Annotated in this window: 13 protein-coding genes; 3 read left to right on the top strand and 10 right to left on the bottom strand. The window is 52.4% G+C overall.

Annotated elements, in window-relative coordinates:
* Positions 1-33: 33 nt before the first annotated feature.
* The 10 genes from DFR60_RS03905 to DFR60_RS03860 form a co-directional block, all read right to left on the bottom strand.
* Positions 34-852 carry a MerR family transcriptional regulator gene (locus DFR60_RS03905; RefSeq protein WP_110321732.1) on the bottom strand — a complete coding sequence of 273 codons (819 nt, stop codon included), beginning with the start codon at positions 850-852 and terminating at the stop codon, positions 34-36.
* 85 nt (positions 853-937) lie between these two features.
* Positions 938-2050 carry a DNA glycosylase AlkZ-like family protein gene (locus DFR60_RS03900; RefSeq protein WP_243004972.1) on the bottom strand — a complete coding sequence of 371 codons (1113 nt, stop codon included), beginning with the start codon at positions 2048-2050 and terminating at the stop codon, positions 938-940.
* A 137-nt stretch (positions 2051-2187) separates the two neighbouring features.
* On the bottom strand, positions 2188-3183 hold the full coding sequence (locus DFR60_RS03895) for an alpha/beta hydrolase (protein WP_110321731.1): 996 nt from the start codon (positions 3181-3183) through the stop codon (positions 2188-2190).
* A gap of 41 nt (positions 3184-3224) precedes the next feature.
* Positions 3225-4553 (bottom strand): sensor histidine kinase, encoded by a 1329-nt coding sequence (locus DFR60_RS03890; protein ID WP_110321730.1) that lies wholly within the window; start codon positions 4551-4553, stop codon positions 3225-3227.
* Entirely contained in the window at positions 4550-6034 is a 1485-nt protein-coding gene (locus DFR60_RS03885; RefSeq protein ID WP_167437520.1) for a DEAD/DEAH box helicase, read from the bottom strand. Before DFR60_RS03885 ends, DFR60_RS03890 begins: the two co-directional genes overlap by 4 nt.
* Positions 6035-6272: 238 nt before the next feature.
* The gene (locus DFR60_RS03880; RefSeq protein WP_110321729.1) at positions 6273-7436 is read right to left on the bottom strand and encodes a sodium ion-translocating decarboxylase subunit beta; all 1164 of its coding nucleotides are present in this window, start codon (positions 7434-7436) and stop codon (positions 6273-6275) included.
* A gap of 13 nt (positions 7437-7449) precedes the next feature.
* Entirely contained in the window at positions 7450-7845 is a 396-nt protein-coding gene (locus DFR60_RS03875; protein WP_110321728.1) for an acyl-CoA carboxylase biotin carboxyl carrier protein subunit, read from the bottom strand.
* Positions 7846-7869: 24 nt separating this feature from the next.
* Positions 7870-8193 carry an OadG family transporter subunit gene (locus tag DFR60_RS03870; RefSeq protein ID WP_110321727.1) on the bottom strand — a complete coding sequence of 108 codons (324 nt, stop codon included), beginning with the start codon at positions 8191-8193 and terminating at the stop codon, positions 7870-7872.
* A 10-nt stretch (positions 8194-8203) separates the two neighbouring features.
* The gene (locus DFR60_RS03865) at positions 8204-9751 is read right to left on the bottom strand and encodes an acyl-CoA carboxylase subunit beta (protein WP_110321726.1); all 1548 of its coding nucleotides are present in this window, start codon (positions 9749-9751) and stop codon (positions 8204-8206) included.
* A 20-nt stretch (positions 9752-9771) separates the two neighbouring features.
* Positions 9772-11409 (bottom strand): malonate decarboxylase subunit alpha, encoded by a 1638-nt coding sequence (locus DFR60_RS03860; protein ID WP_110321725.1) that lies wholly within the window; start codon positions 11407-11409, stop codon positions 9772-9774.
* A gap of 122 nt (positions 11410-11531) precedes the next feature.
* Here DFR60_RS03860 and DFR60_RS03855 point away from each other — a divergent pair, with 122 nt between their 5' ends.
* From DFR60_RS03855 to DFR60_RS03845, 3 genes are all read left to right on the top strand, one after another.
* Positions 11532-12431, top strand: coding sequence for a LysR family transcriptional regulator (locus tag DFR60_RS03855; protein WP_110321724.1), 900 nt, complete (start codon positions 11532-11534; stop codon positions 12429-12431).
* Between the two features lie 502 nt (positions 12432-12933).
* Positions 12934-14343, top strand: coding sequence for an SLC13 family permease (locus tag DFR60_RS03850; RefSeq protein WP_110321723.1), 1410 nt, complete (start codon positions 12934-12936; stop codon positions 14341-14343).
* A gap of 76 nt (positions 14344-14419) precedes the next feature.
* A complete protein-coding gene (locus DFR60_RS03845) occupies positions 14420-15484 on the top strand; it encodes a carbon-nitrogen hydrolase family protein (protein ID WP_110321722.1) in 1065 nt (354 codons plus the stop codon).
* The last annotated feature ends 20 nt before the right edge of the window (positions 15485-15504 follow it).

Genomic DNA, 15504 nt, shown 5'->3' with positions numbered 1-15504 from the left:
TTCAGCATATCCCATCCGCCTTTGTTTCCTTATCTATTTCTTCCTCACCGGATAACACACCTCCGTCACCATTTTCTCCGGATCCGATGTGTCGTGGGGGCTGACATGGTAGATGCAGAACGAAGCACCCTCGTACTCGTAACCGTTGTCGTGAATCCAGCGGGCTACCGCCTCGTTGACTCTGGTAATCTGTGCATAGCTTCCCTGATAAGTAGCAGAAGCGATCAGCACAGGCGGCACAGTTTTAAATTTCACATGCTCCGTGTCCTTGCATGTTCCTTCAACTGAGATCTGAATCTCCACATCCACATCCTGCTCCTTGTAACCTTCATCGTGGAAGATAGCCAAGCCATACCCCGGGGATGCCATCTGCAGATTCTGGCTGCCCGTCTCTCCATGAAGAATTCCCCATAAAATCTGCTCCTGGTCGTAGGCCGGAATCACTTTTCTGACACTTGCGACATACCTCTCCGGCAGAGTTTTTAACGTTACCTGATAATCCATCATATTTCCATCCTTTCTGATCCATTTGATGGTGTTATCAAGAAGCTGCAGCTTCGTACCGATGTCGCCCAGCTGGTCCTCCAGCTCTCTCTTCTTAACCCGGAGAAACTTTTCCATTTCCTCCGGTCCGCCGCAGCAGTTTAAGATTTCACGGATAACCGTCAGGCCAAATCCCATGGATTTCAGGCTCTGGATCTGCCCCGCCACGGAGAGCTGGTCCTCCCCATAATACCGGTAACCGGTGGCGGGATCGACTACTCTTGGTTCCATAAGGCCAATTTCATCATAATGGCGCAGCATACGGATACTGATTCTCGACAGCTTTGAAAAATCACCAATCTTTAACATATTGTCACCTCACATATATGTGTTTTTGAGCTCAATATCACTATAGACCGTACCACAGTGTGAGAGTCAAGCGCGAATTGAAATATTACAGCATTTCACCCATATACCGCTTCAGCGGGCTAATCTCGGGATCATACAGAAGCTCCACCGCATTTAAAATATCCTCTTTTAATGCCTCATTTAATCCATCAGCAGCTTCATTCCTCAGACAAACCGGTGCCTCTCCCTCTGTTTCTGCCCAAAGCGCCACGTCCTCCAGCTCAAAGGGCCCGTTCCGGAAATGCCCCAGCAGGCATCCCCTAAACGCACCATCAATCAGCAGATATCCCAGAACATCGTATTCCGGGTGTGTAAATGTATCCTTCAGCCAGTGCTCATTGGACTTCACCAGAAAATCATTTTTGTGGAGAATAAAAACGGAATGTTTCTCCACCTTCTTTGGCGCATTCTCCACTGTATCAGACGGTACCCCCACCAGCAGCTGTAAGTCCTCTCTGCGAACGTATCCCCCTTCATACGGCGCCAGCGTTCCATTTGATGCCAGCCGTTCCAGCACGCCTTTTATTTCCTTTAACGGGAGCCTGTAGAAGGACCTCACCATGGCCGCGTCAATCCAGACGTTCAGCCACACGAACCGCCTTATCAGCTCCTCTTCCGCCTCCTCCTTTGTATACCGTTCCAGATTCACATCGGGAAACTCGGATTCGAACGGATACCAGGCGCGATCCCATTCGCTGTCCGCCTGATCTTCGAATACGAGGAATTTCTCCTGCAGGCGGTGCAGGGCGGGCGTGATCTCCTTCGTCAGCATACCCGTGAACTCCTTCATCACATGGATCGTCATCGGGCCTTCCCGGTTCAGAAGTTCATAGAGCTCCAGCTCTGTGTCCGTAAGAGGCTTGTCCTTCCGGTAGACAGCCGCGAACAGCTCCAGTTCGTCCGCATAAATGTAGGCGATATTACCGTTCTGGAATCTTCCCTTCATAATAGTACGGCTTCCCCTCATCTTATAGCAATACTTCCTGTCATCAAATGCCGCGCGGTATAAAAGCTCCGGCGGAGAGCCCGGACAGCTCCAGTATACGCAGAGTACGGGAGACATCTGCTTAAAAAGCACTCCATATTCCTTCTTCCCGGCGGGCTTTGTGAAATGCTGGCGTTCCAGACGCAGCTTTAAATATGTATTTTTATTCATCATACCATTCCTCCATGTCATTTTATCCTGATCGCGCATTTTACGAAATGTTTATTCGTTGTGCATTCACTACGCACTTTCACCATGTGAGTTCCCGTTTACGCAGAAATACTCATACAGAAACGGGAACTCTCCCTATATCACTGATCCGCTGACCGCTCTTCGTTGTCCTGGTACCACTCCATATTCTTCCTGTTGATCCATTCTGTGGAAACGTCCATCGCCGCCCGGCACGCGTTGGTCTGATCCAGCACATTCAGCATGACAAAATCATGGATGATCGCCTGAAAACGCAGCGCCGTCACTGACACGCCTGCCGCCCGCAGCTTTTCGGCATAGGCCTCACCCTCGTCTCTCAGCACATCCGCCTGGCCGTTTAAAATCATGGCCTGCGGAAGATCGGTAAGGTGATCGGTACATGCCCTCAACGGGGAGGCGGTGATCTGGTTTCTGCAGCATTCCGATGTGGTGTACTGATCCCAGAACCACATCATACCCGCCCGGTATAAGTAGTAGCACTCCGCAAACTCACAGTACGACGCCGTATCGAAACAGGCGTTGGTCACGGGATAATAGAGAAGCTGCTTGTGGATGGCCGGCCCCCTTCTGTATTTGGAGAACAGCGTCATGGCGATCGCCATATTACCGCCCACGCTGTCTCCGGCCACGGTCAATGTATTACCATTCAGCCCTCTTCCCATCTGTTCAAACAGCTGGGGCAGCTGGCAGAGTACGCTGTAGCACTGCTCAATGGCATTCGGGTAACACACCTCGGGAGACCGGGTATATTCCGGGAAAATGACCGTACATCCGGTCCTGGCGGCCAGCTCTCTCACCAGCTTCTCATGCGTATGGAAACTCCCGAATACCCATCCGGCTCCGTGAATATAGAAAATCACATTTTCTGCAAATTCATTGTTTATCGGTGTTACCCGGTATACGGGAATGCTTCCCCAATGGCCTGTCTCGACCATGGAAGCCTCCACCTGGGCCGGATACATGTAGACCGGCGCGTCCTGGGCCTTCTCCAGCACCCGGCGTCCCTCTTCCGGCGGCAGTTCAAAAATCAGCGGCGGAACTGAATTCTCAATACAGACAGTCTCCGCCGCCGGTTCCAACAATACTCTTCGATTCATAGATTTCTCCCATCTGATATGATGTTCTAATGGCATCCTATTCAGAAAAGCAGAATCTGGACCTTAAAAATTATGCGGTCATAGCTGACCCGCATGATTCCATGATACTTATCCACAACCTTCTCCACAGAGGAGAGACCAATCCCCACTCCGCTGTGTTTTGTGGAGTAATACTTCCCTTCCTTTAAAATCACATCCCGCTGATATGTATTCTGAATCTGAAGAACCAGCTGTTTCCCCCTCATCTCCGCCTGAATCTCCACATGACCGGCGCCGTCCTCCATACCGCTGCACGCCTCCAGCGCGTTCTCTAAAAGATTGCCGAAAAGAATGCACAAATCCATATCGGAAACATCCGGTATCTCCGAAAGATTCGCGCTGATATCCAGCCGGATCCCGGCTGCCTCCGCTGCCCCCGCATAATGGCGCAGAATGACATCGGCAATATGGTTCCGGCAGATGGAAATCTCTTTTCCCTCTATATACTCCGGAATCAGCTCTTTTACATATTCCTTCAGCCCTTTTATATCCTCCGCCTCCACAAATCCGTTGATGGACAGGAGATGGTGCCGCCAGTCATGCTTCAGCCGCGACGTTTTTTCGATACTCTCCAGAAGTTTACCGTACTGCTCCTTCTGCAGCGTGAGCTGGGCCGAAACCGTTTCCGCCTGCTGTACCGCCGTAATTCCCTTGTACGCCTGAATTAACATCTGCAGCGTCACGTAAAAGAATGCATAGGTGGCAAACGACCAGAGAATCACGAAAACCACGTCACCCGGCCCCGTATGGACCCCGGTTATCCAGTAATCATTGACAATTTTCACATAGAATATCAAGTACGTCAGCGCCGGAATAATCCAGATATAGTTCCAGAAAGAAAGTGACAGCCGAAAATCAATCACCTGCTTATACAGCTTTGCCATTAAAAGCCACAAAAGAGGCGTATAGGCCGCCAAAACGGCCAGCACCAGCACCATCTTCGTCGTCTCCGCCGCGGAATCCAGGTTCAGCAGATTCCCGATCACTTTTGCAATCGCCACAATATTCACATATAAATTCAGCGTCACCAGTATAATAAAAAGAATCTCAAAGGCGCTCCCCTTAATAACAAGCCGGAACACTGCAACTGCCATCAGAAGCCACAAACAGATCCCTAAAATGTTATATTCCCGGAAGACCGCCCCCGGAACGAGAAATAAAATGGTAACTGCTGCTGTAACTGCTATATAAAAGAAAGCCAGCGCCGCCGTCTTCCCATATCCCAGCTTCAGCCGGGACTGAAACGAACAAAACAGAAAAAATGCGAATACGCCTAAGCAGCACGCCACCCGCAGCGTAATGCATGCCATATCCACCAGCGTCATACTCATCTGCGCGCGATCCTCACTTTCCGCAGCCTGCCCTTAATTGCTTTTTCCTGAAGCTTTTCCAGTACCACCTGACCTTTACCGTTTAGAATCTCCACGTATGTCAGGCTTTCCCTGATGTCGATAATACCGATATCTTCCGCCCGAATCCCATCGATGTTGCAGATTGTACCCACAATGTCCACTGCTCGCATCTTCGATTTTCTGCCGCCGCCGATGGAAAGACGCATGATTCCAGCGTTTAAGGCGGCTCCCTTCTGTGCTTTCGGGGCCCGTCTCTCCCTTTGCCGCGCCCAAAAGGCCTTCGTCGTCTCCTCATCCGGTTCGGGGCATGAAGTCATCGGAAGTTCGCGCCCCATATAGGCTTCCACCATATGAAGCATCCGCTCCTCGTTCTCGCACAGGAGACTTACGGCTCTCCCCTTTTCTCCGTTTCTTCCCGTCCGGCCGATGCGGTGTACGTAGGTCTCGCGGCCGCCCGGGAAATCATAATTCACCACGAGATCGATCTTATCGAAATCAATCCCCCTGGCCGCAACATCGGTGGCGATCAGATAGCGGAATCCGCCTCTCCGGAAAGCGTCCACTGTTTTTAAACGCTCCCTCTGCTCCATTTCTCCATGAATCATCCCACAGAATATCCGGTCTCTCTTAAGCTTCTGAAGGAGCACATTTACCATCTCTCTGGTTCCGCAGAATATCATGCAACTCTCCGGATTTTCCAGAATCAGAACCCGTTTCAGCAGGTCGTATTTCTCTTCCTGGTCCGTGCGGTATACCGCCTGGGAGATCGCGGGTTCTTCTTCCTCTGTATCCGCCTCCGGGGCAATCATGACGGCGTCCGCCATATACTCATCCACCAGGAGCCGCACCTTCTCATCCAGTGTAGCTGAGAACAGAAGAACCGTTCCGCCTTTCGGCAGAAGAGCCATGATCTGTTTCACCTCGTCCAGGAACCCCATGTCCAGCATGAGATCCGCCTCGTCGATGACCAGATACCGGATGCCGGTGAGTTTTAAACAGTCCCTCTGAATCAGATCCATGACACGGCCCGGAGTTCCCACGACAATGTGAGACTTCTGTTTGATCGTGCGTATCTGCTTATCAATCGGAAAGCCGCCAAAGACCGCCGGGACCTTCAGGCGTTTGCCTCGTCCTATGTGAAACAGCTCGCTGCTCACCTGGACCGCCAGTTCCCTGCTGGGCTCCAGCACCAGCGCCTGAGGCAGATTCTCTTCCCAGACAATCTTCTCACAGAGCGGAATACCGAATGCCGCCGTCTTTCCCGTCCCCGTCCTGGACCGCGCCACCACATTCTTTCCTTCCAGAACCGCAGGGATCACTTCCCGCTGTATCTCCGTTGGTTCGTGATACCCCAGGAGCTCCAATGCACGGACGATCTCCTGAGAAATGGCGTACGAAAGGAATCCGTTGGGGGACACCTGATCTGTATTTGATGATGTTTCTTCATTATTACATGTCATCTCTATTTCCAAACCATTTTTATTCTCTGGCATAATTAAATTCCTTCCATCCAATAAAGTAAAATCAGAAAGCAGGCCATACCATGACCTGCCGGCTGTTTTTATTATACAATGGATTGAACCCAAAAATCTACTGGCAAAAATAGTTCTCGGACATGTATCCGGGCCTGCTGTCTGTCTCACCGATCTGCCCTGGGAAGGAAAGGCGGACATACGGATCGGAGACCGACGTTTCCTGCTACTGGAAAAATAACAGGAGCATTCCGGCCGCCACCGCCGAGCCGATGACACCGGCCACATTGGGGCCCATGGCATGCATCAGCAAAAAGTTGGAGGGGTTGTATTTCTGGCCTTCCTTCTGCACCACGCGGGCCGCCATCGGGACTGCGGAGACGCCTGCGGCGCCGATCATGGGGTTCACCCTGCCATTGGACAGTTTACACATCACCTTACCAAGCAGCACACCGCCGGCGGTTCCCACTGAAAATGCGATCAGGCCCAGAACAATAATCTTTAACGTATCCACCCGCAGAAATGCGTCCGCGCTGGCCTTTGCCCCAACAGTAATTCCCAGAAAGACAGAGATAATATACATCAGGGAATTCTGTAATGCGTCCACGAGGCGTGGGACACAGCCAGATTCTTTTATTAAATTTCCCAGCATCAGCATACCGATCAGCGCGCCTGCCGACGGCAGAAGCAGTACCGTAAATAAGGTTACCACGATAGGAAATACGATCTTCTCCGTTTTACCGACCGCTCTCAGCTGCTCCATCTTGATTTTCCGCTCTTTCTCTGTCGTGAGAAGACGGATAATCGGCGGCTGTATGATAGGTACCAGCGCCATATAGGAATAGGCCGCAATAGCAATTGCTCCCAGCAGATGCGGGGCCAGCTTGCTGGTTAAATAAAGCGCCGTCGGCCCATCCGCACCTCCGATGATTCCGATGGAGGCGGCTTCCGGTCCTACAAATCCCAGCATAATCGCTCCGATAAAGGTTAAGAAGATTCCCAGCTGGGCCGCAGCCCCTAAAAGGAGACTCCGCGGGTTGGCCAGCAGCGGGCCGAAATCCGTCCCTGCGCCGATGCACAGAAAGATCAGCGGCGGATAGATTCCTAAATTTGTTCCCTGGTATAGATAATATAGAAGGCCTCCATTCTCGTCCCCCACCGCGGCGGCCATCAGGCCGGTCTTCGGAAGATTAACCAGAAGCATACCGAACGCAATGGGAATGAGAAGATAAGGCTCATACCCCTTATGAATCGCCAGATAGAGAAAGAGACAGGCAATTCCGATCATAATGAGTTCGCCGGGCAGATGCAGGCCAAACAGCACGGTATCGCACTGAAACAGCTGTGAAAATCCGCTGCTCTTCCAGAACTCCAGTAAAATTCCATTCATCCTTTTAGCCTCCTTAAGAGATTTCAAGCAGCGGATCCCCTGCTGCCACGGAAGCGCCTTTTGAGGTAATGATGGAGGTCACCGTGCAGTCGCGCGGGGCGATAATCTCATTTTCCATCTTCATTGCCTCGATGATGACCAGCACTTCCCCACATTTTACTGTCTGTCCGGAAGCTGCGGAAACCGCCAGAACGATTCCCTGAAGAGGCGCGGTGATCACCTCGCCGCCTGCGGAAGCATCGCTTCTCTTTTGCTCTGCAGCGGCTCGAGTTCCTCCTGCGGATTGCTTCTGCGGAACGGCCCCCGCCGGCGCCGCATAACCGCCGCCCTGTACCTCCCGGTGAATCTCTTCCACTTCCACCTCATGAACCACACCGTCAAGCACGATCCGAAATACTTTTATTCCCATGGTTTTAACTCCTTTTCCTGTTCTTTATCGTATGGATTCCTGTCGCGCATTTCTGGCCCACGCGCTGTCACAGTCTTCCACTCTGGTAATTCTCCGCACCACAATTTCGTCCGGATCCGACTCCAGATATGCCGCAACCGCCGCAGCGACAAGCACCGCGTCGCTGTTGTTCCCAGCCGCCGGCCCGGCGCCAGGCTCCTGTGAGGAAGGCGCACCCTCCCGCCGTCTTAAAAGCCAGGCGCAGAAATCAATCATAAAAGAGAGCAGAAGCAGCACCAGAAACACAATCAGTATACTGAATCCGGAAATCAACAGCGTATCCGCCACAGTCACACTATCACCAAACATGACACACCTCCTACAGTGGAATATTTCCATGCTTTTTCGGCATTTTCTGAACCCTCTTGCCGCGGAACGCCTCCAGCGCGCTGATGACGCGTTTTCTCGTCTCGGCCGGCATGATGACGTCATCCACATATCCTCTGGAGGCCGCCACATACGGATTCATCATCGACTCCTGGTACTCGGCGATCTTTTCCTTCCGCCTGGACGCTCCGTCGGAAGCGTTCTTTATCTCTTTGGAAAAGATAATGTTAGCAGCTCCATCAGCTCCCATTACCGCAATCTCAGCATCCGGCCACGCAAAGACCGCGTCGGCTCCCAAATGTCTGGAGCACATTCCAATATAGGCCCCGCCGTATGATTTTCTCGTGATTACTGTTATCTTCGGCACCACCGCCTCGCTGTAAGCGTACAGCATCTTGGCGCCGTGACGGATAATTCCATTATGCTCCTGCATCGTACCGGGCAGAAATCCCGGCACATCCACCAGTGTAAGGAGCGGTATGTTAAAGGAATCACACGTGCGGATAAAACGCGCGGCCTTGTCGGAGGCATTGATATCCAGGCAGCCCGCCATGGCCTTCGGCTGGTTTGCAATCACTCCTGTGCTCCGTCCTCCCATATGAATGAATCCGGTAATGAGATTGGGGGCAAAATACTCCTGGTATTCCATGAACTGACCGCCGTCTGCCAGGGCTTCGATGACGGCCTTCATGTCATAGGGCTTCCCCGGATTTTCGGGTATCAGCTCATTTAAAGATTCAGCCATGCGGTTCCAGTCGTCGCCCAGATCCATTTCCGGCGGGTTCTCCATGTTATTCTGGGGGAGATAGCCCAGCAGTTCTTTGATCTGCCGGATACAGCTGCCCTCATCCTCCGCCATATAATGGGCCACCCCGCTGATCGCATTATGGGTCCTCGCTCCCCCCAGCTCCTCCGCTGTCACCGACTCCCCCGTAACGGCCGCGATTACCGAAGGACCGGTAATAAACATCTGGCTCGTATTCTTTACCATGAAAATAAAATCCGTCAGGGCCGGCGAGTACACAGCGCCGCCGGCGCACGGGCCCATGATTACGGATATCTGGGGAATCACCCCCGAAGCCATGGTATTGTTATAAAAAATGCGTCCATAGCCCGCCAGGGCATCCACACCTTCCTGAATGCGCGCTCCCCCCGAGTCATTGATGCAGATCATGGGGGCTCCCGCTTTCATGGCCGCCTCCTGCGTCTTTACAATCTTGTCCGCATGCATCTCTCCCAGAGAACCGCCTATCACAGTAAAATCCTGGGCCGCGGCGTATGTAAGCCTTCCATTCACCGTTCCATAGCCTGTCACGACGCCCTCTCCCGGGGACTCCTTCTTCTCCATGCCGAAATTCGTACAGCGGTGTTTCACAAATAAGCCCGTCTCCACAAAGCTTCCTTCATCAAACAGTGCCAGCAGCCGCTCCCGGGCGGTCATCTTCCCGGCCGAGTGCTGCCTATCCATGGCCTTTTCACCGCCGCCCATCCGCAGTTTGTTCTTTAAAATCAACAGTTCTTCCTGTTTTTTTGTAGCCAATTCCTTTTCCCTCCAGACCGTCACTCAGACTTTTTTCTAAATTGCTCCGGCACACGGTATAAACCGCCGGACAGATCGGCAATCTCTTCCAGAGATTTCGCCGCTAAGAGTTCACGCTTCGCCGCGTCAGGTGAAATGGCAAGATCCTGCGGATACGCCACCTTTTCTTCTCTCCGCATCCGTTCGATCTCCCCGTTCCCCACCATGGAACCTACCGGCGTTCCCTGAGCGATACAGCCCAGCATCTTCGTCCGCTCTTCTGCGTTCTGCGCCTGGTAGAGATAGGCGATTCCCTGCTCCGTCACCACGTGGGTCACATCCTCGCCGTAGACCATGACAGGAGCCGCATCCATGCCGGCCTTTCTGCCGATCCTAACGGCATCCAGTTCCGGCACAAAGGCCGGGCCGTATTTGCTCTGGCTCTTTGTCATCTGAACCACCAGCTTCCGCCCGGAGGCCATGGAACCGGTCAGTGGAGCCATGTCGCGCCATGCTTTTGTCGTATGGCGGCGCCCGCCGGTGCTGTTTCCCATGTTGGGGGCACCGCCAAAGCCGCTGAGCCGTCCGCCCGTCACGGTCGAGGAGTTCCCCTCATAATCCATCTGGAGTGTGCCTCCCAGGAACAGGTCGATCCCGTAAAGCCCTGCCACCTGGGCGGCCGCCCTGTTAGACCGGAGCATGCCATCCTTTCCGGTAAAGAAGATGTCGGATCTCGCGGCGGTATACCGTTCCATACCCAGTTCTCCGCCAAAGGCGCATACCTGTTTCACCCAGCCTGCTTCCACAGCCGGAATCAGGGTGGGATGGGGATTCAAGACCCAGTTGGTACAGATTTTCCCTTTCAGTCCCAGATAATCGCCAAAGGTGGGAAGCAGAAGTTCAATCGCCGCGCCGTTGTAGCCGATGCCGTGATTCAGGCTTTCCACACCGTGCTTTGCATAGATTCCCTTGATCGTCATCATACCCATCAGAATATGGGCCTCCTGAATCCGGGCCGGATCTCTGGTAAACAACGGTTCCATTGGATACGGCTCGTCTGCCTTCACGATATAATCCACCCATCCACCCGGAATATCGACCCGCGGGAGGTCCCCCTCTCCCACGATCTCATTGACCTGTGCGACGACAATCCCGCTCTTAAATGCGGCCGCCTCCGCCAGCATGGGCGTCTCCTCCGTGTTGTAGCCGGTATATAAGTTTCCGTTTGAATCCGCCTTGTCCGCGGCAATCAGACAGACATTGGGCGTCAGATCCACATAAAGCCTGCCGTACAGCTCCAGATACGTGTGGATTGCCCCGATTTTCACGGTGTTCTCCGCCACCATTTCCGCCAGCCGCCTGCTCTGTACCCCGGCGAAAGAAAAATTGATTTCCGACGCTATCCCTCTGTCGAAGAGATCCAGGTGCTCATCCCTGGAAATCGATGGGATGATCATATTCAGATCGTGGACTTTTTCCGGATTTACTTTTGTAAGCGCCTCTGCTAAAAATGCGGCCTGCTTCTGATTGCAGCCCTCCAGCACGACTCTGTCACCCGGCCTTAAAATACTCTCTAAAAATGGAATGATCTCTCCCGTCCCAACTCGCTTTCCCTTAGCATATCCGGCAGCCTTCTCCATCCGTTCCGCCTTTGAACGGCGTTCTTTATCCCAAATCATGCGCTCTCCCCTTTCTTAAAATGCGTTCCTGATAAAAAAATAATAGCATTGACTTTTTATAACGTCCAATATATACTTTGTTACATAACGATATCTAAAATGTTATATAAGGAGGCGTATTCATGGACATTCATTCTCTCACTTATTTTAAGAAAGTCGCAGAGCTTCAGCACATCACCAGGGCTTCCGAAGAACTCCACGTAGCACAGCCTTCTTTAAGCCGTACGGTTTCCCGGCTTGAGAAGGAACTGGGTGTCCAGCTGTTTGAACGTTCCGGGAAAAACATAATATTGAATTCCTACGGCGAGATTCTTTTAAACCATACGAATCGAATTCTTCAGGAGCTGAAAGACATCGAGCAGGAGATCGGCGATGCGGCCGGGGAGCGCAGCCGGACCGTAACACTCTCCCTCTATGCGGCTTCCAAGCTTCTTCCGGAACTGGTCATGGCGTTTAAACATGAATATCCCTCCATCCGGCTTCAGATTATCCAGGAAGACTTGACCAAGAATCAACCCGACGGATGTGACTTGACCCTGTTTTCCTCCATGCAGCCGTGTACGCAGGATCATTCCGCCTCCCTGATTGAGGAAGAGATTCTCCTGGCCCTGCCCGAGTCCAATCCGCTCTCCAAACGGGAGAACTTAAACTTAAGCGAGGTGGCGGGTGAGGAATTCATTTGCCTCCAGCAGGGAAAGAGCTTACGTACCATCACCGACACCTTCTGCAAGATAGCCGGCTTCGAACCTTCCGTCGTGCTGGAGAGCGACAGCCCGGAGACCGTCCGGGAATTGATCCGCGCCGGCATCGGCATCTCCTTCATCCCTTCTATTACCTGGCAGGGTATGGATACGGAGAACATCGTTCTGGTCCCCATCTCCTTCCCGCAGTGCAGACGCTACATCAACTTATCCTGGCGCGCTCAGGGGTATCTCTCTCCTGCTGCAATTCTGTTCCGCGACTTTGTTCAGGATTATTTTAAGACATTTCAACATTCACAAGCAGATTCCCCTACCTCTTAGGTGGCGGGTTAAGGCAAATTTTAATCAGTGGTGGTGCAATCCACTTCTGAATGTCGAAGCCTCCGGCGGATGTGCAGAGCGCCCCAAGGTAATATGTCATGCGGGGCATGACGGCGCTCGCACCAATTCGCCGGGCGAATTGAAAAATAGACACACCAACACTGGCCTGGGGTTTCTGCCTCAGGCTATTATCATGCCTGCATTCATATCACCCGCTGCATCAATCATTTCCCCCGATACATAACAAAAAAGGCATAAGTCTATAAATGTATTAGTATTTTACATTATGGCGTTATGCACATATAATTCCTTATATAGCAAATATTTTTGTCACTATTGCAATATGCAATTGGGAGAAGGCACAGATACTTACTTTCTATCGCAAATCTATCGGGCAAGAGAGAGGAGGAACCATGATTATCCGGGGGGATGATGCTGCTGCGGTGAAGTACTGACGGCTGTGCCCAGTCATTCATTTATTGAAGGAAGGGGTACTTTTATCATGACAAAAGAGACAAAAAAGAAGCTCATAAGCGAAGCTGTCGCCATCGCTGTGGGCCTTGGCATCGCCCTGATTCCCGCACCCGGGGGGCTGGAGCAAAAGGCGATGTGGACAATGGGTCTGTTAATCTGGGCTATTATCAACTGGATGACCAATGCAATCCCCGATTTTGTATGCATCTTCATCATGTGCTGTACATGGGTTCTCTTAGGAATTGTGCCGTTTACAACGGCATTTGGAAGTTTCTCAGGAACCACGGTCTGGCTGCTCATCGCGGCCATGGGAATCGGCGCCGCCGTAACCAAGAGCGGGCTGCTGGCAAGAGTCGCGCTCTGGATCATGCGTGTCTGCCCGCCAACCTTTAACGGACAGGTTCTGGCCCTGCTGGGGTCCGGCGTCATCATTGGACCGTTTATTCCCTCCACCATCGCCAAGGTATCTATCGTAGGCGCCATGGCCACCGACATCGGTGAGAAACTGGGTTTTGAGGACCGCTCCAAGGGTATGGCCGGCATGTGGTCCGCCATGTACGCGGGCTATACGCTGTTAAGTCAGGCGGTATTGAGCGCCTCCTTCTTTTCCTACATCATCATGGGACTTCTCCCGGAAAATGTACAGGCTCAGTTCAGCTGGATGTTCTGGCTGCGTGCCATGCTCCCGTGGCTCATTATCTGTACCATTGCCAGCTACTTCGCCATCCGGATCCTTTACCGGCCCACTCAGGCGCCGAAGCTGACAAAGGAAGACGTCAACAAGATGCTGACCGACTTAGGCCCCATGTCGAGAAATGAAAAGATCACACTGATCGTGCTCGTTGCCTGTATCTTCTTCTGGGTTCTGGAACGCACCTTAAACATTCCGGCAGCCATCACTGCGGTATTAGGTATGTCCACGCTGCTGGCCCTGGGCGTCATTACACCGAAGGACTATAACAGCCGTATCAACTGGAGCATTATCGCATTTATGGGCGGTGCCATCAACCTGGCTAATGCCATCACCACCGTGGGAATCGACACTTGGCTCGGCAATACCTTCGGAGCCTCCATGGCGAGTCTCATCAGCAATCCGTATTTATTCGTCTTTGTCATTGCCACAGTCGCCCTGCTGGCACGTTTCATCATTGTGGATATGACCACCTGCTACACGCTCTTTATCGTAATCCTGACTCCGTTCTGTCTCCAGGCAGGCATGAGTCCATGGATCGCGGCCATGGCGGCCTACTGCGTGGTATATCCGTATTTTACCAAGTATCAGAACATCAATTTCCTCGCCGCGTTCAACTCGGCCGGCGGAGATGAGAAACTCAGCCATACCATGCTGGTGCCATTCTGTCTGGTCTTCCACATCGTAAGCATTCTGGCACTGACCGCAAGCGTGCCCTACTGGAAGATTCTGGGACTGATTCCGTAGAAAGACGGCGGTGTATTAATCCGCCGCTTATAAAACAAGTCAAACATACAACAAAGAGAAAAGGAGTGCAGATATTATGTCTAAAAAAGAAGCAGTCAAAGAAGTTACTCATACCATCGGTGATACACTGCCTAAATTAAGAGCCGCGGCCGTTCAGGCGGCACCCGTATTCTTAAACCGCGATGCGACGGTTCAGAAGGTCGCCCGTCTGACAAAGGAAGCTAAGGATAACGGGGCAGACCTCGTGGTATTCCCGGAATCCTTTATTCCTACCTTCCCGCTCTGGTGCCTGTTCCTGCCGCCGGTAGACCAGCATCCATTTTACAAAAGACTGTTTGAAAATGCAGTCACCGTTCCAGGACCTGCCTTTCATGAACTGCAGAAAATTGCCCGTGACAACAGCATCTTCCTATCCGTCGGCATCTGCGAGAAGAGCACGGCCAACTTTGGGACGATGTGGAACACCACTCTGTTGTTCGACCGGGAAGGCAATATGATCGGCCACCACAGAAAGCTTCTTCCCACCTGGGGAGAAAAGCTGGTATGGGCGTTCGGTGACGGCTCTTCACTCAATATTCATGACACGGAGATCGGCCGGATCGGTTCCCTGATCTGCGGCGAGAATTCCAATACTCTGGCCCGTTACGCCCTGGTAGCCCAGGGAGAGCAGGTTCATATCTCCGTTTATCCGCCCTGCTGGCCAACCAACAGAGAAAAAGGCAACTACGCCGACTGCTTGCGCGTCCGCACCTGTGCTCACGCATTTGAGGCAAAGGTGTTCAATATCTGTTCTTCCGCGTCCCTCGACGAGGATGCCATGGAGCAGATGTCCGTGGGCGATCCCGCTTTAAAGGAATGGCTCCACAACCAGTCCTGGGCGCTGACCATGATTGCCGGCCCTAATGGACAGCCGTGCTGCCCATCGATCGAGAATAATCAGGAAGGCATTATTTACGCCGACTGCGACATTGCAAACGAGATCACGGCAAAGGGAATCCACGACATCGCGGGAGCCTACCAGCGTTTCGACGTCTTTCAGCTCCGTGTAAACAAGACGCCCCGGGAACCGGCATACTTCTACGATGAGGGAATCGGAGAATCCCGCGAATATATCCCTTATGAAGAGGAAGACACCGAATAAAACGACCCGAAGGAAGAATA

Source organism: Hungatella effluvii (genome assembly GCF_003201875.1).
Lineage (GTDB): Bacteria > Bacillota > Clostridia > Lachnospirales > Lachnospiraceae > Hungatella > Hungatella effluvii.
Note: the sequence above shows the minus strand (reverse complement) of the source record. Positions and strands in the feature narration are given on the sequence as shown.

Excerpts from the sequence above, each read along its gene's own strand:
- DFR60_RS03905 (WP_110321732.1), bottom strand. The coding sequence starts at position 852 with ATGTTAAAGATTGGTGATTTTTCAAAGCTGTCGAGAATCAGTATCCGT.
- DFR60_RS03900 (WP_243004972.1), bottom strand. The coding sequence starts at position 2,050 with ATGATGAATAAAAATACATATTTAAAGCTGCGTCTGGAACGCCAGCAT.
- DFR60_RS03895 (WP_110321731.1), bottom strand. The coding sequence starts at position 3,183 with ATGAATCGAAGAGTATTGTTGGAACCGGCGGCGGAGACTGTCTGTATT.
- DFR60_RS03890 (WP_110321730.1), bottom strand. The coding sequence starts at position 4,553 with ATGAGTATGACGCTGGTGGATATGGCATGCATTACGCTGCGGGTGGCG.
- DFR60_RS03885 (WP_167437520.1), bottom strand. The coding sequence starts at position 6,034 with ATGACATGTAATAATGAAGAAACATCATCAAATACAGATCAGGTGTCC.
- DFR60_RS03880 (WP_110321729.1), bottom strand. The coding sequence starts at position 7,436 with ATGAATGGAATTTTACTGGAGTTCTGGAAGAGCAGCGGATTTTCACAG.
- DFR60_RS03875 (WP_110321728.1), bottom strand. The coding sequence starts at position 7,845 with ATGGGAATAAAAGTATTTCGGATCGTGCTTGACGGTGTGGTTCATGAG.
- DFR60_RS03870 (WP_110321727.1), bottom strand. The coding sequence starts at position 8,193 with ATGTTTGGTGATAGTGTGACTGTGGCGGATACGCTGTTGATTTCCGGA.
- DFR60_RS03860 (WP_110321725.1), bottom strand. The coding sequence starts at position 11,409 with ATGATTTGGGATAAAGAACGCCGTTCAAAGGCGGAACGGATGGAGAAG.
- DFR60_RS03855 (WP_110321724.1), top strand. The coding sequence starts at position 11,532 with ATGGACATTCATTCTCTCACTTATTTTAAGAAAGTCGCAGAGCTTCAG.
- DFR60_RS03850 (WP_110321723.1), top strand. The coding sequence starts at position 12,934 with ATGACAAAAGAGACAAAAAAGAAGCTCATAAGCGAAGCTGTCGCCATC.
- DFR60_RS03845 (WP_110321722.1), top strand. The coding sequence starts at position 14,420 with ATGTCTAAAAAAGAAGCAGTCAAAGAAGTTACTCATACCATCGGTGAT.